Source organism: Paenibacillus rhizovicinus, assembly GCF_010365285.1.
GTDB lineage: Bacteria > Bacillota > Bacilli > Paenibacillales > Paenibacillaceae > Paenibacillus_Z > Paenibacillus_Z rhizovicinus.
In genome coordinates this window covers 119,835-139,438 of the sequence record NZ_CP048287.1, presented here as the reverse complement: position 1 = coordinate 139,438, position 19,604 = coordinate 119,835, and the positions used below count along the sequence as shown (strand labels likewise).

Here is a 19,604-nt window from a genome sequence, read left to right as displayed (position 1 = left end):
CGGCGGCTTGCCCGCTTTCAGCTATTTTTCAACATGACCGCCTCGTCATACCGGATGGCCCGGAGGGCGTTTGACCGGAAGAATTCGGTTATACGGGGGTCCGCATACATCAGCCGTTCCCCGTTCCGCCCTCTCGCAATTTCTTCGCCTTCCGCCTCTGTTTCGCCGAGCATCCGCATTTCGTCGGTATCGAAGGCAGGATGGCCGATGGTGACATATTGTCCTGACTCTGCGGCCATCAGCTGCCTGATCAAGGTTGTCGCCGCGTCATCGCCATTCTCTGCCAGAGGGAGACTCCGGTAATAATGATGGTGGTACAACAAGCCTTCTTCGGTCGCCCATTGCTCCATTTCTTCCTTCAGACCATCGACGGCGCGCTCGAAAAACATATGCGAATCCAGATACGTCACCTTGAACCCGAGCTCGCGCAGCTTCGCCAGCTGTGCCCGAAGCTCCATCATGATCTCGATCCGGCTTGGCCGGTTTGCCGCAAGCTCCTCAGGCGTACGGAAGAAAAGGCCGTCCCGATCGACCAGGGAGGGGACCCTAGACGGGTCCAGCACCGGCCCCCACCTGACTGTCGTCCACTCCGAGTTCAACGTCGCATGAAGTCCGAAGCAAATGTCCGTCTCGGACGCCAGCATCTCGGCAGCTTCCTTGATATAGGCGCATGTCGCCATCAGCGATACGTTGCGAAGGACACCGTCCTTGCACGCCTGCAGAATACCCGCGTTGGCGGAGAGGCTGCTGCCGCAATCGTCCCCTCGCGTAATAACCGAGATCCTTTTGTTCATCTGCTTATGCCTCCCCTTGTTCGAGAAGCCGCAGCCGACCTCCCCCTTCATATCCGCTCGCGGCGAAATAAACGGTCTGCGGCGCGTTGAACGAGCCGGGAGTCACGAGATCCTCCGGAGCCTCGTCATGCGGCCCGAGCAGATTCTGCAGCGAGTTCATAACCTCGACTTCGATCTCGTTGATGCCGGCGCGAATCCATTTGGTCACATCCAGCGCGTTCGGCGCCCACCCGATCACGCCGGCTTCCGCGCCGTTGACACGCACGCGCAGCGCTGTGCCATGCCAGTCGCCCAGCTCCAGCACCACCCGTCCGGAAGGCTTGGCAGGGACCGACGCGCTTGTCGAATAGATGGCGGTTCCGCTATAGAAGGGATAGCCCTTCCGCGTCCAATCCCCCAACGCGAACGTTTCAGGCTCATTGGCAGCCGCGAACCGGCCGGCTTCAACGTCTCCTTCCAATCTGAAATCCCCGACGATATAAACGCTTTCCAGATTCACCGTCACACCGTAGCGGTCCGTCGACAGCACAATTTCATTCTTTCCTTCGACAACCGCCGGCTTGATATCGTATAACGCAAACGATGCGTCCACATAATGGCCCCCGGTCGCCTGGACCCGCCTGCCGTTGACCGTTACCTCGAACAGCCCCGCCGTTTCCGCGGCGGCAAGCAGTTCGCCATCGGGCAATTCTTTCATTTCAAACGTATATTTCGCCTGCAGCGGGAATGTCCGATTCTTCTCCTGCTCGTCGAACATCCAGGGCTGATTGCCGAAGATATTGCCCCGCTTCATCCCCAGTCGATCCTTCAGCCCATCGTCCGCTTCAACGGCATTCCGCTCTTCCTCCCAAGCTTCACCGTTAAGAGCAACGGAAACCCGGTTTAGCGTCCACGCATTTGTCATCGTCCGTTTTGCCCGCCATTCGTCCAGCGCAACGATGACTGCACCCGTTTCGGCAACGATGGACTCGCGTCCGGATGGCGTCACAGTTCGGCTGCGATCGATCAGCAGCAGTTGCGAGCCTACTGGTGGAAGAAAGACGTCAAGATATACAGCCCCGTTCTCCACGTAGGGCGCAGCCGCAGCGGTCTCTCCTGTCAACGCGTCCCATTGTTCGACGAACCAGGGCTGCTCCAGACGAACCCTCGCGTTCATCTGCTGCTCCACGCTATTGTTAAATAGGAACAAAACGTCCTCTTCTCCGTTCCGGCGCCGGTGTGCATATACGGAAGAAGGTTCGCCTTCATCCAGACATTCCAGTTGTACTCGAATGGCTCCGCAGCCATCCAGTGCGTTGCGAATGGCTTCCCTGCCGGCTCCAATCCGCATCACCTTGCTTGAGGCGAAGAATTCGCGCAGTTCGTCATTCGGCTCGCCGTCCAGCAAGTACGGCGTGCCCGCCGTGGCAAGGATCGCGCCGCCTTCATCCGCGAACCTCTTCAACAGGGAGAAGCTTGATCTTCGCATGACGGACATGGCGGGAAGCGCAAGCACGCGATACGCCGACCGCCCGATGATGAATTGTCCGTCCTTTACGCTCCCGTGCTCTTCCATGATTAGGTCATCGCCAAGCTCGTACTGGCAGTGAATACTCGAGAGCGTCCTGCAGAGCGACTTCAACGACTCGCCGATCAGCTTCAGCTCCGCTTCATCCTTATCATCCGGCCGGTACGCCGCCCACGTGGAGCTGGAGGAATGCAGAACGAGTACGTCGGCCGGATAATCCCCCTGCGCCAGCGCCCAGCTCAGCCGGCCGATGTAGTCGCCGAGCTTTCGGTACGTGGGCCACCATGGCTGATGATCGAGGAACGACAGCGGGAAATCGCGCTTCCGGTAGCCGCGCAGCGAGTAGTGAACGAGATGCTGCACGACAAGATTCACGCCGAGCGCGAACTGCCAATCAGCGATGCGCTTCATGTCGCGGTAGTTCAAATCCCAGCCCGACGCTCCGTAAGTCTCCGACATGACCCGGTGTTTGCCGAGCTGGTTCGCTACGCTCGACGCTTCCTTGACGATCAAATCGTTGCCGAACATATCGATATCCTTACCCGTGCTGCCAAGCACATCGATTCCGGGCGCATGGAGATACGCGTAATTCGGCATGGTGCTGCCCGTCTGCATCGGTGACGGAAACCCGTGCTCCCAGAAATGGCCCGTCAGCTCCAGTCCGTTCCGCTCGCACCAGTCGTACATCCGCCTGGTGAACGATTCCACGAACAGTCGTGTCAGCAGATCCCAATAATCAAACCGCACCTTGGCGGTATCGTCCGGACCGTCGATATAGAGCTTTGGAAGATGAGCCAGCAAGTCGTAACCTTTGCGCTCGCTGAAGATGTTCTCGAGGCCTTCGGTCCAGGGCAGAACGTTCTTCCCCCACTGGCCGAAATTCGGCTCGTCCGTGAATACGCCCGGTACGGCGCCGCCGAAATGTTCTCCTGCGACAGGCTTGTGCGGCTCCAACGTAATGTCAATGAACGCATCGACAGCGCCCGGATTCAGCAGATCGGTATTGGGCACATCGCCGAACTGTGGGTTTGAGTTGCCGACACGAACCGCGAAAACAAGCAGCTTCCGTCCATCGGCAAGTACGGCGTCCGCCTCCGTCTCCTGCAGTTCTCTATAGGTGCCGTCAGCTTCCGCCGCGAATAATTTCAGAAGCAACCCGCTATCGTCCTGCGCCTCCCGCCAATCCTCCAAAGACGCGATTTCCGTCATCTTCAGCGCTTTGGATGCGAATGCCGGATTGCGCCGAACGACCTTGCCGGCAGCATTGCCGCTGGGGCACCAGGATTCGTCGTATATCCAGGCCTTCATGCCAAGCCGTTCCGCTTCGGCCACGCAGTCGCGGATCCGTTCCATATAGGCTGCGCCAAGATACTCGTCCTCGATGCCGCCGCGCGGATGCATGAAGAAGCCTCCAATCCCCTGCCCGTACATTTCGTGGATCTGGCGGAGCAGCTCTTCCTTCTCTAGCTTGTCGTTCCATGACCAGAACGGTGCGCTGCGATAGGCCATATCGCCTTCCCGAAACGTTGTCTTATCCCACATGGTCCAAGTCACCTTCCCATTCATTCGTCTGCAGTTCTATCGTCAATGCACACGCATAGGCCGAACAATCGATCGAATAGAAGCCGTTCTCGCGCCGAACGGCAGCCTCGCCGCCGTTTACGAGTGCCCGTACAGGTGGCACATTCGCCGCGAAGGCAAAGACGCCGCCCTGCTTCAGGCGCACGATCGTCAGCTCCCCCCGACGCTCCACAGCTTCAATCGCAGCGGGCGACACATACTTGTCGGACAAGCCGATGACGGCCAACCCGCTCTCGTACGGCGCTATGACGTAATAGGCCAGTTCGTCGTTGTCCAGCTCCAGGGCGATTGCCTCGTCCCGCGCGATCGATACCACCGTACGCGCGTAATAATCGAATACGGCGAATCGGTCGCCGGCAAGTCCCGGCACGTCGGACGGCCTCATCCCGCCCCGAACCTTCTTCTTCTCCCGGTTAAGATTGAACGCGCCGACCACTCCCGCTGCACCGGCACGGTTCCATATTTTCAAAGGCGTCTCCGCTTGATTCGGGTCTGTCAGCAGACAATCCTCCGTAGGCAGGCCGGGCCCGTCGCAGCGCAGCACGCGTCCGTCAACCAGAATCAGGGGCCGCAGCATCTCGGGATCCGTCGCCCCGACCTTATCGCTGACGTATACCGGCCCTCCGCTGACGGCGCGAAGCACGGAATGGTTGCGCGCATACTCGTGCTTCGTCCACCACATGTCCCAATCCCCATGATAGAAGGCGCCGTGATAATAGCAGTTATAAGGATTCTGCAGCGCGTGCAGCTTGAAATGGTCCTCGATCTGGGGGAAGAAGTCCCCGCTGCTTCTCGACACTGACGAGCCCGGTCGGCTCCAGATATTTTCGGTCGCCATGCCCATGCAATTAATCATCCGCATGCCGAAGTGGGTGCCAGCCGATGCGTCAAGCGCAGCATGCGCCCCAAGCGCAGCCGTTCCGATCGGCAAGTTGTTCCGGAAGTACAGGACAAGCGATCCCTGATTGTCCACTTTGATGAAGTCGACGCCCTGACGGCGCAGGTATGTATGCCAGGCATTCCAGAACCCGAAGCCCTTGGCCACGTCCGGAAACGGCAGCAGTTTCCCGTGGTTTGTCCGGTACAGGTGATCCTTCATCTCGACCGCGAGCCGGCCATCGGGGTCGATGCCTTCCCAGAAGCCCGTAAACGCCTGCCATACGCCGACCCAATTCAACCCATAATCCGTTTTCGCCCGCTCGATAAGCGGACGCAGGCCGCCGGGGAACTTATCCCGGTTCTCGGCGAACGATTGCAGCTTGCCTTCCTTCGTCTCGGACCAGCCGCAATCGATCATCAGCCACTTGACCGGAAGTTCATGCCGCTTGAACTCCTCAAGCTTGTCTGTAATTCCTTGTTCCGTCACGTCGTCGTAAAAGGCGTCCCACGTACACCACCCGAGATATTCAAGCACGTCGGGGTACGCTTTGGCTGAACGCAGACCGGCGGCCGAGCCGCGGGCCTGCAAGCCAAGCGCTGCCGTCGTCAGAGGGAGCTCATACGGGTCGCCGCCCGATGCGAGTGCAAACGAGACGGTCTCGAGGTTGTTGTGCCCGTAATTGTACGCTGACAGGCGAATATCGATCCCGCCGTCTCGCCCGGCCAACTCCGTCCTTAGAACATCGCCGCAGACAGGAAGCAAGTGATGGTACACGCCCCCTAGTTTCCAGAGCAGAGAGATCGTATGATCAGGCATTTCCGCTGGATTGCTGCCGAAGGCGGGCTGCGTCCACCACCGTTGGAACTGGTAACTGGCCATGTATCCTTCCGGTGCGTCGAACCCTTCATCGCGCAGGGTGATTCCGCCTACGGACGCCAAATAGCGGGATGAATCGTTAAAGTTTTTATGCGCGCACACCAGATTAACCCGGCACAAGAGCGCATGCGCATAGGCCTCGATAATAATCGTAAGCTTCGTTTCGCCCTTCTCGTCTTCGTAGACAAGGGTATGATCGGTGCAGTCCCCGGACGTTCCCGATTTATCCGCTTCATAATGGCTTAGCAGCTTAAGCTGCGGCGTTGCTTCGTACGCGCCGTCCGCCTCAAACTTTACTTCGGGCTTGATCGGTCCGAGCAGCGGATCTCCATCGAGCAATATGGTGAATCTGTTGTTTGCGCAGCTGACGGCATACGGCGATTTCATAGGCTTAGGCTCCTCTACAATGGTACAAGCGGGGCTCATCCGCATGAACCCCGCTTGTTATATCCGAATCCGAGTGTATACACTATTATATGAACGCTGTTCTGCCTACGGATAGAAGCAGATCTTGTTCTGTCTTATCCGCTGTTGGCTTGTTGGCGTTACCGTTTACCAATCGGCTCCAGCGGCTGATGGTTGCCGCGCATCGGCTTCGCAGCACCAGAAGGTGCAGCCCACCGCACGGCGTTGCGGATGATCTTCAGCACGTTGCCGTCATAATAGGTCGGATACGATTCATGTCCAGGCCGAAAATAAAAGATTTTTCCTTGCCCTCGATGGAATGTGCAGCCGCTGCGGAATACTTCGCCGCCCTCGAACCAACTGACAAAAATCAGTTCATCCGGCGCAGGGATATCGAAATGCTCACCGTACATCTCTTCACGCTCCAGCGTAAAATGCTCCGGAACGCCTGCTGCGATCGGGTGGGCTGGATCGACTGTCCAGATTCGTTCCTTCTCGTCCGCCTCCCGCCATTTCAAATCGCATGTTGTCCCCATCAGCGCTTTAAAGATCTTGGAGAAGTGGCCCGAATGAAGGACAATCAGCCCCATGCCATCAAGCACACGCTGATGAACCCGGTGTACGATGGCGTCTTCAACCTTCTCGTGCCCCATATGTCCCCACCAAATGAGCACATCCGTCCGGTTCAGCGCTTCCTCACTCAGCCCGTGCTCCTGTTGTTCCAGCGTTGCCGTTCCAATCTCAAGATCTGCCTCCCCGATCCCGGCCGCAATTGCAGCATGGATGCCGTCCGGATAGACATCGGAAACCGCCTTATGTATTTTCTCATGCAAAAACTCGTTCCAGATCGTAACACGTATCATATATATTCCTCCATTTACGAAAATATCAAACTCGGCAATATCGACGGATGGTCCTTCATCACATGCAAAACCAGCGAGTTCGCTTCATATCGGCATCCAGTTGCCCTAATAATCTACACTTCATCCGCCATCGCACAGCTTTAACCGCCGATGTCCGGTAGGCCGTATATGCGGCTGCTCCCCCGGCATTCCCGCTTGCAATGGCGACGTAACGGTCGGCAGCGGACACGTTTTCAGGACATAGATAATCGTACGGTCCCGCTCGTGCAGGAACGCGAGCGACAGCACTTCCGGATCGTCGGACTCGCACAGAACCTGAACGGCTCCGGGGCGGATGTAACGGTAAAAATTGCTTCGACACGTTATACCTGGAGGTCGGTTGTCCTTCAATCAGGAGGCAATAAGCGCTTGAATCGGCGTCATCGCTGACGCTGATCTGCCACCAGACCCAATCCTACTTGACCGTACTTAAAGGCAACGTAGATCGCTTTGGCCAGCTTCATCGCATCGGTTCAATTGTCGTGATGGCCGGACGTTTCCGTCATCCAGAGAGGTTTGTTGGCTTTTACTGCTTGCACACGTCCATTATAAGATTGTCTTGTCTGGGTATCATACGGTCAATTCTTGATATGTCTTATCCATCTTTAACTTTATGAGATTATGGGTTCGTGATAGCATTTAATAAAACAAGTCCCGTCAACAAATGTTGACAGGACCCGGCGATACACGATTATTTGTCGGTTACGCTTCCACTGACCAGCGTGACGACAGATTTGGCGGGAATCGAAATTTTGTTTGCGTTCACTTCGCCTACCAGTCTGCAGTTGTCGTTGCTGTTGGAGGACGTAATGTAGTACTTATACTTATTCGGCATACCTTTGCCATTCAGGCTGACAGCCTTGAGATCGGTATTTTCCGTATTCACCAGAACAACGACCGTATTGCCCAGTTTGTCGTTCTTGTAGGCGGTTGTGAGAAGACCCGGATATTTGGGATTGGTTACCGTGCTTTCGATTCGCACGGAGTTTGGCCGTATAAACCGGTAGAACTGCTTGGACACTTCAAATTTCTTGTCGGTGACGGAGGACCATTGCTTCTCACTGGTGCCGTGCGTCAGGATATATTGCGTATCCCCGCTAAGCTGGTTCTCGCTGCCCTGCCACCACACCCACGCGGATACGTCTCCGTAAGCTAGCGCAGACTGGATGGCGATCCCTAGGTCAAAGGCTCCCGGCGTGCCGTCCTTGCCTCTCCACTCGTTGACATAGCCTGACGTTTCCGTCATCCAAGTGGGTTTGTGGGAGGGGTCACTGATCATTTGTTTATGCTTGGTCCAGTATGCCTTGTGATTCTCGATGGCCGACGCCCGGACGCCGTCGGAGTACCCGTGCACGGCAAACACGTCGATATTCTTAATGGCTTGCGGATCCTGAACGATTGCCTTATGAATCTGCATAACGTGCCAGTCGGTAACCTCATGCTCTAGCATGCCCTCGGCCCCGTAAATCTTGACGTTAGGATAGATTTTCTTGATCTTCGGCACAACGTTGTTCAGCAGTTCCACGTACCAAGCGGGCGTATACTGTGCCGAATTGTAAGGTTCATCGAACAGCGGTTCGTTCTGCAGACTGATGCCGTATAAATCCGCTCCGGCATCTTTGTACATCTTGATGCCGGCAATCAGCCAGTTCGCATAGTCCGCATAATTTTTCGGATTGAGTGTTCCGCCACCCTTCGTGCTGCCGTAGTACTCGGTGCGATCGCTGAACTGGTCTTCACTCCATGTATCGCCGGCCTTCACCTTCCATTCGCCCGGAGGGGACCACACCGTCAAAATAATTTTAAGCGGAATACGAAGTTGTTTTGCTTTTTTCACGATTGCTTGAACTGCAGGCTTTTGTGTTTTCCAGTCCTGCAGCGTACCGGTTGCATCGCCGTTAACTGGTATGTTAGGATACAGCTCGTTGCGCCATACCGTGGCCCCAAGATCCTTAAACATCGTATTGAGCCATTTCTCGTCGACCAGCGGAACGCCTCCGTCATCCTGCCAAACCTTCTGTGCGCCGAAGAAGCCGAATCCATCCATGGTCTGGTGTTTCCCGTTCGCATCAAGCTGTATCGACACCTTTGAATTGGAAACGGTCTTGTGGAAAATGGGCATCGACAGCTCTTTTGTCGTCTCGGTTACATCGCCTTTATTCAAGGTAACAGTAAACGTATAGACGCCATCTTTCGCTTTGGGGTCGCACGCAAAGGTCTCGTCAACGGCCGGTTGGTACCCGACCGTCGTGACGGTTTTCTTCATATCATAAACCGCCCACAATTCGATGGTGCGCGCTTCGTTGATCACTTTGCCGATGACGACATTTTGCAAATCCGATTCGTTTGCTATGTCGGTGCTGTTGATTTTATAAACGGCGTTCTCCGCAAAAGCTTTGACAAGTTTGACATCTCTCTCGTCCCCGGTGCCAACAACTTCGATCGACAGGCTCGCGGCTTTTTCTCCGTCCGTCGTGGTCGCGGTAATCGTTGCAGAACCCTTGGCCTTGGCCGTTACTTTCCCGGCTTGATCGATTGAGACAACCGATTCATCGGACGTAGACCATGCCACTGTCTTATCTGTCGCATCGTCCGGTGACACAATCACTTTGAGTTCCTTTTCATCACCTACGGCCAAAATATCGCTTGCTCGGGAGAACGATACTCCCGTGACTGCCTTATTGTCCGTCGACGGAGCGGCGATTGCTTGCGTGGATATCAGCATGACGACACAGATGACGGTGAGTAGCTTGATCATTAATTTTTTTGACGCTTTCATTGTCCAACCTCCAGCTCATTTGTGATAGAATGACCTCTGGCTTGCGCTGCAAGCGACCCATTTCACCTCCAACATGCTAGTACCATCTAATAAAGCGCTTTCATAAAACACATTATAACTGGCGCCCACGGCCCAGCCTACGTGCTATTCTTGATTTCCCTTATCCGTTCTTTACCTATTTATCCATCAATGCTGGACCAGTAGAGTCCCTTTCGTAGAGCTCGTCGAGACGGTCGCCGCCGAACACGCAGGACGTAACCCGCGCCGCCTGGAACGGCACCTTCAGCAGACGCTCGCCCGTGTCGGGATCGAAATCGCGAGAGGCAGAAGCCGTCCCATTGCGCGATCCAGAGCTTGCCTTCCAAGTCCGTTGTCATCCCGTCGGGCGTTCCCTCGCCCTCTGGAATAACGATGGCGATGCGGCCCTCGCCAAGGCAGTTTAAGCAGGTTGGATAATACACTTTCATCAATTTAAACTACTCTGCCTTCATCTTTACGCTTCTTAAAACCGTCTAATGAATTGTCAGACAATACTCCTTGATCTACGTATTATTAGAAGAAGGTACGTAAATAAATGATTTTTATAAGTTGCTGGTTTAACATCGGCTTGTCCCATTTGTTCAAGTCGCTTAGTTCAAGATACTCATATTTTTTCGTTTCTGGAAATTATTTGAATAATAACAAACCTCCAATGCTCGATCTGATTTTAGTCAGATACTTGCAATGGAGGTATTATGTGCTTCTGTGAATCCTGTGTGTTTCAACTAACTCAACAGGATTTCCACTTTACATTGGGTCTGTGTGTAACCCAGAGCCCTTAGGTAAGTAAAGATGCCTAACGCCTAAACGGAGGCAGAATGTCGGCATGCGCCTCGAGCATTCTTGTCAGGACTACATAACCTGCCTGCTTGTCCGTCACGGCGGGATCCAGCATGACCGCTTAGCGTGCAAGCTCCGCATTCCCTTTGGCCGCTGCTTCCGCCACGAACTCGTGGACATCGGACACTTGCCGCAGCAACGCAGCGAGGGGTTCCGGAAACGGAGGCAACACCTCCGGCTACCACGTCCCACCTGCGATCCGGACGACACTTCGACAATCCGTTCCGGCGGCAGCTGGGAGATGGCATTTCCGTTACGTACGTTCAAAATGTCGACTCGGGCGTCACTGCCCCCGGCGACCAGCGCCGCGACATCGATGGGACTTTCCCAGCTGCCGATCTTGAAGAGATCCTGCCATGGGAGCCGGCCGGACGCGATGCCCTTCAGCTCCTGTAGACGCTGGCGTCGTTCTTCATCCGTACCGTGAAAGGGCGGCGTCTCCGCGTAACGGATGTCGGGGCGGTATGCCAAATACTCGGCATGGTGATCAACCGCCCCTGCCGCAACTGCTCCGTACGTGTGATACCATTCTCTGAAAATATGCAGCTCACGCTGCATCTCCGAATCCATATCGGACCAGTCGCCTTGCTCGATATAAGGCGATCAATGCCGGAAGCAGATCCTCGCCCGATTTCTTGTCATGCACACTGAGAACCCATGCAAAATGGTTCAAACCGCCGGTGACGATCGCGAGCTCATCCGGCCGGCGCTTCAGGAATTGCGCCAGCAGCGCACAGTTATCCGGGGCGCAATACGCTATATTACAGAAGCCTGCACAACGAATCGCTGTATACCTCTCAATCATCCACGATTAAAAACCTTACGGTTTCTTACTTTTTGGACGCTAAGAAGCATCCAATTGCTTTTGCTTTTCTGCTATAACTTTATCAAGACCAGCCGACTTTAACGCCTTCTCAAACTGAGGCAGCATTTGTCGGGATCAACAGAGCCCGTTTCCAACGCCCGTTGGTACTGTTTATTTACATTGGCAAGCGCTCCGACTTCAGCTTTCACCGGTTCACTGTTAAACACAAATCCAAGCGCCGGTGAAGGTTTCGCGTCGCGATTGAACTCTTTAAATTGCTCCCACTTGTTGGGGTCCTCGGTATTCCACACGTGGTTCAAAAATTGGTTGCCGAGCTCCCAAGCGACTCCGGGAGCATAATTTCCAGACTGATCGGTCGGAGTCATTACATCTCCGTTCAACGTATAGTGCACACCCTCAATACCAAAGTTCAGCAGATTGACAATGTCATTGTCCGTATGAAGAAGATTAATGAACATCATGGCGCGTTCCGGGTCTTTCGACGTGGAGGAGATCGCCAGCATAGCACCCGCTGTTTCTCCAGTCGAAACGGTTTTGCCAATCAAATAAATCTGATCGAGTTTGCCGCCAAGACCGGCTGCGTTCGCCATTTCAGCCGCCTTGCCGGGTTTCAGCGGTACAATCTCGGAAAAGACGTTACCGGCCTTATAGGCATCACCGCCGGATAACTGCGTGGTGGCGGCATCTTTGTTAATGTAGCCTTTCACGTAATAGTCACGGGCCACTTTCAGGTAACGCTTGTAAACATCAAACGATTCAGCCGGTTTAACCGTTGTGTCATTCGCCTCTTTCGAGATGGCACCAGGAATGGTAGCATCACCCAGGAAGTCGAATTCGGAGAGGTGGTTTGCGAATATGTCGCCCTGCGTATAGAGCGGGATCATATTCGGCTTTTTTTCTTTGACGATCTTATAAACCGCATCAAGATCTTCAGCCGTCTTCACTTTCGTCATATCGATCCCAAGCTCATCGGCAATATCTTTCCGATAGACTACACCAGCTGAGGTGGCCAGCTCCTTGTTCGTCGGCACTCCATAGTTTTTCCCATTAATTTTCGAGCCTTCCAGGAAGGCTGGGTCAAGAGATTTTTGATGCCTTGACCGTACTTGTCGAGCAGCGGGCCTAGGTCGAGAAAAGCCCCTTTGGCGACATTTTTCGAATAACCGTTCCATTGTGCCGTGAAGAGAACGTCTACCGGCTCGCGGGAAGCGATCAGCAGATTCATCTTGTCGTCCCATGCGCCCCAGTCGATTGGTCTAAGATCAATCGTCGCATTGATTTTCTCCGTTAAAAGCTTGTTCAGCGCTTCTTCTACTTTAGCTTCGTCCGCTTGCGGCGGGCCTTCATAGACAACCTTCAGCTTGTACGGCTTCAACTTTGAAGGATCAATCGCACCGTCTGCAGACGTCGTTTCAGCATTAGTTGCTGCCGCATTGTCCTTGCTGCCCGTATCCGTGTTAGCGGCCGTCTGGGTGTTACTGTCTTTGCTGCCCCCGCTGTTGCTGCTCTTACCGCATGCGGATACGACAAGAGCGAGAGCAAGCAGAAGCATAAGAAGCGTCGAAGCCTTTTGTTTGGTGTGCTTCATGGTGGACCTCCCTAAACGATTTAATATATGCTCAACCAGTTACCCAGTTATATCTAAATTTGTTTTTGTAAACCTCTGTTGAAAGAGTTACAATTCAACCTAAAAACCAAGGGCGGTTGCTCTTGTCATGACCGATCAGCCTTTTACGGCGCCTACGGTCAAGCCTTTGATGAAATATTTCTGGAAGAAGGGGTAAGCGAATACGATCGGGCCAACGCCTACGACCACCAGCGCCATCCGTACCGTCTCGCTGGGGAAGTTGAACATCCCGCCGGCCCGCGCGATCTCTGCCGCCGCAGTCGGGTTACTCGAGAGGTACTGGATATTCGCCATCATCTTGTACAGGAAGTACTGCACGGAGATGTTGTGGTTGTCGGTGATGAACACCAAGCTCAGGAACCAGTCGTTCCAGTACGTCAGCGTCTGGAACAGCGCGACCGTTGCCATAACCGGCAAGGACAGTGGTAGCACGATCTGGAAGAAGATCCGCAGCTCGCCCAATTCATAATTCTGCTGTTTCTCTTTGTTCGAGCGCAGCATAGCAGCACCATCCGTTCGTATATGTTATTTATATTATAACATATTAACGCGGTGTCGCGTTAAATTATTTGAACGAATTAAAGGCTGTCGAGACTTTCTCGACAGCCTGAAGCTGACGCCGGTTGAATACCGACGTCAGCTTTCTGCCTAGCCAATCCGCCTACGCGGAGATCTAGAGGGGATCAGATCCGGCGACTGCGGATCATCTTCAGCCCCAACTCTTCCTCGAAAGCATTGCCACTCGTTGCGCGGGCTCGCTTCTTCTCCGCCCCATATCCAACTGGCTTCCCAACCGAATGCGTTCGCCTCCATTATATCAACCCAGCTTCCTTTAAATTAAGATAGCTGGCCGTAATCGTCTCGAATGCAGTTAAGTTGCGAAGCTGATCCTGTTCGACGACCATCCATTCGGTTCCGATATCCGCCGCCGTCGATATCGCTTCGCGCAACTTGACGATACCCGTACCGACGGTCGTGAATGGATGTTCCTGATTTTCAAGTCCGTGCAGATCCTTTACGTGAATGGCCGGCACGCGACCGGCATACTTCCGCAACATCCGTGCGGGATCTTCCCCGCCGTAGGTAATCCATGCAATATCCAATTCGAAAAACAATGCCGCTGGATCCGTACCTGCTGCTAGCAAATCCATTGCCGTCACGCCGCCGAACGCATTGCGAAATTCGTGATCGTGGTTATGATAGCACAGCTTGATTCCTTCGGCGGCCAGCTTGGTCCCGGCGGTGTTATACAACTCAATATCCTCTCGTATGCTTTCAGCCGAATCGCAAGGTGCCCACCAGATGGTGACGCGATTGGTATGCAGCTGACGAGCACGGAAAATCACGCCCTCCAGATCTTCACGCAGCAGTTCCCGGCTCGCGCTGCAGGTGAGCACCTGCAAACCAAGAGAGTGGAACCGTGCCACATTCTCCTCCGCGTTACCTTCGAGCAATTGTTCCGCTCCTTCAATGCCGCGATAGCCGATTCCGGCTACCCGCCCCATCGTGCACCAGAAGTCGCGCTTCGCTTCTTCTTCCACAATGCCGATTAGGCCGAGTTTCAATTTATTCGGCATTCGATTGTCTCCTTCCGAGTTCACCGGATTCGAGCATCGAGACAAACGGGTTGTCCGTGACGCCGTATAAGTCGTATAGCGGAAGACTTATCCGGCCTCTTTGGCGAACCGATTCATAGAAGGCGAAAATGATTTCCGTCGCTCGAAGCGCTTTCTTGTAAGATAGTTCCGGTTCTTCCCCCGTTACAAGACAATCGACGGCGTTGCGGACAACGCCGACCATCTGTTCCCCCGGCTTCGGTTCCGGAACTTCCAGCTTCCTTGCCGGTTCGTCATAGAGGACATACTTGCCGATCTCGCCGTCCCATCCGACCTCGATAAAGCCTTTCGTGCCGAACAGCCGTACGCCGGCGCCCATGTCGGCCCCTGGAACTCCTACAGACAGCGTCGCCCTTACCCCGCTTCGTAATGCAATCGTTCCGAATGCCATCGTTTCCGCTTTCACGTTGAACCACTCTAGGGGATCTGAAGCGTCGACGGCGCCGAGCACCCATTCCGCTTCCGCTTCGCTCAGGAAACTGAGCGCCTGATCGATTGTGTGCGTGCCGCAATCCAACAAGTTCGGCCAGGAGTACAAGTCCATTCGTAAGATATCTCCAAACACCTCTTGCCGGATCCATTCCCGCACTTGCCGATTGCCGGAAGCGAATCTGCGTTGGTGGCAGAATGTTAATTGACAACCTGTACGCTCCGCAATCGATGCCATTTCCAGGCTATCGCCCCAAGTCGGCGCCATCGGTTTCTCGGACAATACGGCCCGCACCCCTGCCTCCACGCAATCTCTGAAAACCGGCAAGTGCAGCGGGGTCCAGAGCGTGATCACGGCAATATCGGGCTTTTGTTCCTCAAGCATTTTTCGGTAGTCGGTGTAAACGTCAGCATCAAAGCTGAAATCGCGCTTCAAGTTCTCCGCCGCTTCGGCGTTCAGATCCACCAGAGCTGAAACACGACAGCGTGAATCCGCAACGAACGCAGGCGCATGCTCCCTCGCTCTTCCCCCACAGCCTATGAATGCAACTTGATATCGTCGGTCCGTCATTGGCGTTACTCTCCCCTCTAAAATCCAGAATATCATCACACTGACATCACTCGCTCGACCGTGGTTCAGCAAGCCCTAATTAATTTATAGTCAATCGCTCGCTCAAAGCCTACGTGCAGTTATTAATATCGCTTATCCGTTATTAACTTCTTCGAGGAAGGGCTGATAGCGTCCGCCACGATGGCGGGCTCCACAATTATCCTTTCACCGCGCCAAGCGTGATCCCGCCGACAAAATATTTCTGTAGAAAAGGATAAACCATAGCGATCGGCAGCGTGACAACGATCGTAGTAGCAGCGCGCAGCGTCACGGGCGATACCTTGCCGATCATTGCATGTAATTGCTCCTGGTCTCGTATCGTCTGCAGCGCTTCTACCTCGAGTAGCATGCGCGTCAGGTACACCTGAAGCGTATCCCACTCCCCGCTCGAATTGTACAGGACGACGTCGAACCAAGAGTTCCAGTGACCGACGGCGCTGAACACGGCGGTAGCGGAAAATACTGGCAGCGACATAGGGAAGATAATCCGGAAATAAATCCCCAGCTCGCTAGCGCCGTCCATGCGGGCTGACTCGGACACGGAATCAGGAAGATTTTGCATATACGACGCGATAATCAGCATGAAGTATACGTTGATCAACGAAGGAATCCAATAGACCGAGAACGTGTTTGTCATGTGCAGGCTGAGGATCAGGAGGTAACTAGGAATCAGACCGCCGCTGAAGTACATCGTGACCAGAAATAGCAGACGGAGAAACTTTCTACCCGAGAATGTCCTGATCGTGACGATATAGGCCAGCAATCCGGTGGCACACAGGCAGCTAAACGTTCCCACGACAACCCTGAGAATTGAAATCAGTATTCCATCGAGTAGCTTTTGGTTCTGCAATAGCAGTTTATAGGAATCGAGGCTGAATACCCTGGGGTAGAAATATATGCCACCTCTGGCGGCATCGGTGCCATCATTCAACGAAAGCGCGATCAGGTTAACAAACGGGTATAGAATAATAAAGGAGAAAATAAGCATGAAAACCACATTGGCAATATCGAACAGCCGATGGCGAAGAGCCGAATTCGTAAACAATTGCGGCATGGATTCTGCCTCCGATCTCAGAAAATGGAAGTGTCCAGCGTTTTCCGTGCTAAATGATTGGCGCTAAACACAAGCAAAAGCGCGACCACCGATTTCAATAGTCCGATCGCAACCCCGTACGAATAATTTCCGAGCTGGATGCCGTAACGGTAGGCATATGTGTCTAAAACTTCATGATATTCCCGCGTCTGATCATTGCCGATTAACAGTTGCTGCTCGAATCCTGCATTCAGTATACCGCCGATGCCGAGAATCCAGAGAAGAACGATCGTCGTCCGGATTCCGGGCAGTGTGATATGCCATACTGCTCCGAATCGCCCGAGACCGTCTACCTTGCCTGCCTCGTATTGCTCGGTGTCGATGCCCGCGATCGCCGATAAATAAATAATGGTCGACCAGCCCACGTCTTTCCAAATATTTGAGGCGGTTATGATGCTCCAGAAATATTTTCCTTCACCCAGGAAAGAAACAGGTGTATCGATCCACCCCAAATGAAGCATCAGTTGATTAACTATGCCCTCGTTCCCGAGCAGCATAAACAGAATGCTTGCCACGACCACCCAGGATATAAAATATGGCAGGTATGAGACCGTCTGCACGATGCGTCTGAACTTACGGCTTCGCAGTTCATTCAGCAGAATCGCCAGCAGGATGGGCGCCGGGAACCCAAACAAGATGTTAAGGCCACTTATGGCGAGTGTATTTCTCATAATGATTCCGAAATCTGGGGAATTGAAGAACGCCTTAAAGTGCTCCGTCCCCACCCAGTGACTCGTCAATAGATTTTGTCCGGGTAAGTAATCGACGAAAGCCATATAGAGTCCATACATCGGATAGTAGCTGAATAACAATACCCATGCGATCAATGGGATGGCAATCAGCCACAATTGCCTCTCCCTCAGGAAAGTTCGCCTCAAGCGATTCCACCGGGTATCTCCCCGTTTCGATACCTGAAAAGCTTCTTGCATCACTCTATTTGCCATGTCGCTCCTCCGATACGCATAGAAATAAAGGAAGAAGGAGGGCAATGCCTCTCCATCTCCTTGTTAAAGTTTATTTCCAAGTCTTGAGGCGCTGTTGATAAACCTCCGTCCGGTATTTTTCAAGGTCGTGCATGCCCATCTTGTTCACTTTGTCGCGCAGTTCCATAAACGCTTTTTCGCATTCTTCTGGTGACTTGCTCAAGACGGCCTTCGCCCACCCGGCGTTAAGCGCATCGGTAATTTGCTGGTCCTTGGTTCCAAGATCGCTCGTCGGCGGAATCGTGATGGACTGGAGGGTATTGTCAAAAACCGTTTCCTTCAAATTTTGATCCATCATGGCGCGCCACTTATTGAATTTGTTGAAGTATGCGTCGTAAGCGTAGGGAAAGTAAGACTCGCCGTTACTTACTACTGCGCCTTTGGATTGGGAAAGCGAGAAGCGGGTCGTCCCCAGTTTTTCCGTCAGGGTGAAGTCGAAATTGCCGTCCAGCATCTTCTTCTTTGGCCCTTCGGTGTACGTAAATTTACCATCCTTGTACGTCCATAGGGATTCTTCTAGGTTTGGCGGTCCCCAGCCGGTAATCATGCTCCCTGTATCGGTAATAGCGAAATTCAGCCATTTCATAATTGCTTCCGGGTCCTTCGCCTTGTCTGTAATAATGGTATATAGGCCTCCGCGTCGATTTTGCGGTGACAAATACGCTTTTTCCGCACTCGGCGCTTTAATGGAAATTTGGACATACCGTTTCTCGTCCGTCCAGTGGGGATCGCTCTTCTGCCAGACCTCGTGGCCGGCGTTCCAGCTAACCCACCATGGACCCAGCTCGCCCATGATCCGTTCATTGGAAAACTTCGCTTTCCAATCGTCATACTTATTGATGAACATATCTGGATCGAGGAGCCCTTCGACATTGTACCGGTTAATGTACTTCGTCATTTCCAGTCCTTCCGGCGTGTTAATCCAGTGAACTAGATTCCCGTTCTCTTCCTTGTAGCCGTCCTTAAGTCCCCAGATCCCGTTCAACATACCGAAAATATTGCCCCATCCGCTCATATCGAAGCCGGAAAGCGCATACGTTTTCTCGCCTTTCGCATTCTTCGGATGCGCAGCTTGCATCTTCTTCATAACCTCGAAATAATCATCGGGCGTATTGATAACTGGCGATCCCAGCTCCTTCCACCAGTCATAGCGGATATGCGCCGAAAAATCGGCGAAAGGACCGGCGTCAAAAAACTTCGGTATATAGAATAGCTTGCCTTCTTCGTTCAGGTATGATTTGTACAAATCGCCGAGCTTCTTCCGAATATTAGGTGCGATCTTGTCGATATACGGTGTCAGCTCCACTGCTTTGCCCCGGGAAATGAATCTCGCCGCTTGTTCCTCGCTCAAATTCGTGATTACTTCCGGATAGTCACCAGAAGCTAGCATCAAATTCAGCTTTTGATCCACATTGACGTCATAGTAGATACCGTTAAGCCTGACGTTAAAGTGGTCCAGCAGCCACTTTTGCAAAATCTCCTGGGCCTGCTTCTGCTTCTCGGGATTATCTTGTCCCGCATAGAAGTCAATGTTGATCGTTTTTTCCGGAACCGCCCATCCGAATTCGTTGGTAGTACCCTTCTCCTGTTGTGCCGTTTCCACGTTACCCGTGTTTGATGCTTTGTTCGTACCCTCCGTGTCGGCTTTTTTCTGCGCGTCATGTTTTTGCGTTGTGCACCCGGTGATAATGCTTGCCACCAATGCGACGCTTAAGACAATGCTCATCCATTTTCTCACATTTGATCCCCCTCAGAATAAATAATACATACGCTTGCAATCAGATTGTATCCGCTTTCAAAGTTGGAAGACATGTGTT

Annotated in this window: 13 protein-coding genes and 1 pseudogene; all 14 read right to left on the bottom strand. The window is 53.4% G+C overall.

What is annotated here, in order from left to right:
• Window positions 1-17 precede the first annotated feature (17 nt).
• Window positions 18-794, bottom strand: a complete 777-nt coding sequence (locus GZH47_RS31990) for a ChbG/HpnK family deacetylase (protein WP_162645659.1) — start codon at window positions 792-794, stop codon at window positions 18-20.
• Between the two features lie 4 nt (window positions 795-798).
• Window positions 799-3,843 carry a glycosyl hydrolase gene (locus GZH47_RS31985; protein ID WP_162645658.1) on the bottom strand — a complete coding sequence of 1,015 codons (3,045 nt, stop codon included), beginning with the start codon at window positions 3,841-3,843 and terminating at the stop codon, window positions 799-801.
• Window positions 3,833-6,025, bottom strand: coding sequence for a Sip1-related alpha-galactosidase (locus tag GZH47_RS31980; protein WP_162645657.1), 2,193 nt, complete (start codon window positions 6,023-6,025; stop codon window positions 3,833-3,835). The genes GZH47_RS31985 and GZH47_RS31980 overlap by 11 nt, the downstream gene beginning before the upstream one ends.
• 158 nt (window positions 6,026-6,183) lie before the next feature.
• Complete coding sequence (locus tag GZH47_RS31975; RefSeq protein ID WP_162645656.1) at window positions 6,184-6,906, bottom strand: ThuA domain-containing protein; 723 nt, start codon at window positions 6,904-6,906, stop codon at window positions 6,184-6,186.
• Window positions 6,907-7,636: 730 nt separating this feature from the next.
• Window positions 7,637-9,724, bottom strand: coding sequence for an Ig-like domain-containing protein (locus tag GZH47_RS31970; protein ID WP_162645655.1), 2,088 nt, complete (start codon window positions 9,722-9,724; stop codon window positions 7,637-7,639).
• Window positions 9,725-9,903: 179 nt separating this feature from the next.
• Window positions 9,904-10,191 (bottom strand): SMP-30/gluconolactonase/LRE family protein, encoded by a 288-nt coding sequence (locus tag GZH47_RS31965; RefSeq protein WP_225446619.1) that lies wholly within the window; start codon window positions 10,189-10,191, stop codon window positions 9,904-9,906.
• A gap of 1,256 nt (window positions 10,192-11,447) precedes the next feature.
• Window positions 11,448-12,460, bottom strand: a pseudogene (locus tag GZH47_RS34470) (ABC transporter substrate-binding protein).
• Window positions 12,421-13,017 (bottom strand): type 2 periplasmic-binding domain-containing protein, encoded by a 597-nt coding sequence (locus GZH47_RS34465; protein ID WP_263866933.1) that lies wholly within the window; start codon window positions 13,015-13,017, stop codon window positions 12,421-12,423. Before GZH47_RS34465 ends, GZH47_RS34470 begins: the two are co-directional and overlap by 40 nt.
• Before the next feature lie 135 nt (window positions 13,018-13,152).
• Window positions 13,153-13,557: an ABC transporter permease family protein gene (locus GZH47_RS31950; protein ID WP_318653436.1), complete on the bottom strand. Its 405-nt coding sequence runs from the start codon at window positions 13,555-13,557 to the stop codon at window positions 13,153-13,155.
• Between the two features lie 311 nt (window positions 13,558-13,868).
• The gene (locus tag GZH47_RS31945) at window positions 13,869-14,633 is read right to left on the bottom strand and encodes a sugar phosphate isomerase/epimerase family protein (RefSeq protein ID WP_162645653.1); all 765 of its coding nucleotides are present in this window, start codon (window positions 14,631-14,633) and stop codon (window positions 13,869-13,871) included.
• Window positions 14,623-15,672: a Gfo/Idh/MocA family protein gene (locus GZH47_RS31940; protein WP_162645652.1), complete on the bottom strand. Its 1,050-nt coding sequence runs from the start codon at window positions 15,670-15,672 to the stop codon at window positions 14,623-14,625. The genes GZH47_RS31945 and GZH47_RS31940 overlap by 11 nt, the downstream gene beginning before the upstream one ends.
• Window positions 15,673-15,868: 196 nt before the next feature.
• Complete coding sequence (locus GZH47_RS31935) at window positions 15,869-16,765, bottom strand: carbohydrate ABC transporter permease (protein ID WP_162645651.1); 897 nt, start codon at window positions 16,763-16,765, stop codon at window positions 15,869-15,871.
• A gap of 17 nt (window positions 16,766-16,782) precedes the next feature.
• On the bottom strand, window positions 16,783-17,652 hold the full coding sequence (locus GZH47_RS31930; RefSeq protein ID WP_225446643.1) for an ABC transporter permease: 870 nt from the start codon (window positions 17,650-17,652) through the stop codon (window positions 16,783-16,785).
• A gap of 166 nt (window positions 17,653-17,818) precedes the next feature.
• The gene (locus GZH47_RS31925) at window positions 17,819-19,525 is read right to left on the bottom strand and encodes an extracellular solute-binding protein (RefSeq protein WP_162645650.1); all 1,707 of its coding nucleotides are present in this window, start codon (window positions 19,523-19,525) and stop codon (window positions 17,819-17,821) included.
• Window positions 19,526-19,604: the final 79 nt, after the last annotated feature.

Excerpts from the sequence above, each read along its gene's own strand:
- GZH47_RS31990 (WP_162645659.1), bottom strand. The coding sequence starts at position 794 with ATGAACAAAAGGATCTCGGTTATTACGCGAGGGGACGATTGCGGCAGC.
- GZH47_RS31985 (WP_162645658.1), bottom strand. The coding sequence starts at position 3,843 with ATGTGGGATAAGACAACGTTTCGGGAAGGCGATATGGCCTATCGCAGC.
- GZH47_RS31980 (WP_162645657.1), bottom strand. The coding sequence starts at position 6,025 with ATGAAATCGCCGTATGCCGTCAGCTGCGCAAACAACAGATTCACCATA.
- GZH47_RS31975 (WP_162645656.1), bottom strand. The coding sequence starts at position 6,906 with ATGATACGTGTTACGATCTGGAACGAGTTTTTGCATGAGAAAATACAT.
- GZH47_RS31970 (WP_162645655.1), bottom strand. The coding sequence starts at position 9,724 with ATGAAAGCGTCAAAAAAATTAATGATCAAGCTACTCACCGTCATCTGT.
- GZH47_RS31965 (WP_225446619.1), bottom strand. The coding sequence starts at position 10,191 with ATGAAAGTGTATTATCCAACCTGCTTAAACTGCCTTGGCGAGGGCCGC.
- GZH47_RS34465 (WP_263866933.1), bottom strand. The coding sequence starts at position 13,017 with ATGAAGCACACCAAACAAAAGGCTTCGACGCTTCTTATGCTTCTGCTT.
- GZH47_RS31950 (WP_318653436.1), bottom strand. The coding sequence starts at position 13,557 with ATGCTGCGCTCGAACAAAGAGAAACAGCAGAATTATGAATTGGGCGAG.
- GZH47_RS31945 (WP_162645653.1), bottom strand. The coding sequence starts at position 14,633 with ATGCCGAATAAATTGAAACTCGGCCTAATCGGCATTGTGGAAGAAGAA.
- GZH47_RS31940 (WP_162645652.1), bottom strand. The coding sequence starts at position 15,672 with ATGACGGACCGACGATATCAAGTTGCATTCATAGGCTGTGGGGGAAGA.
- GZH47_RS31935 (WP_162645651.1), bottom strand. The coding sequence starts at position 16,765 with ATGCCGCAATTGTTTACGAATTCGGCTCTTCGCCATCGGCTGTTCGAT.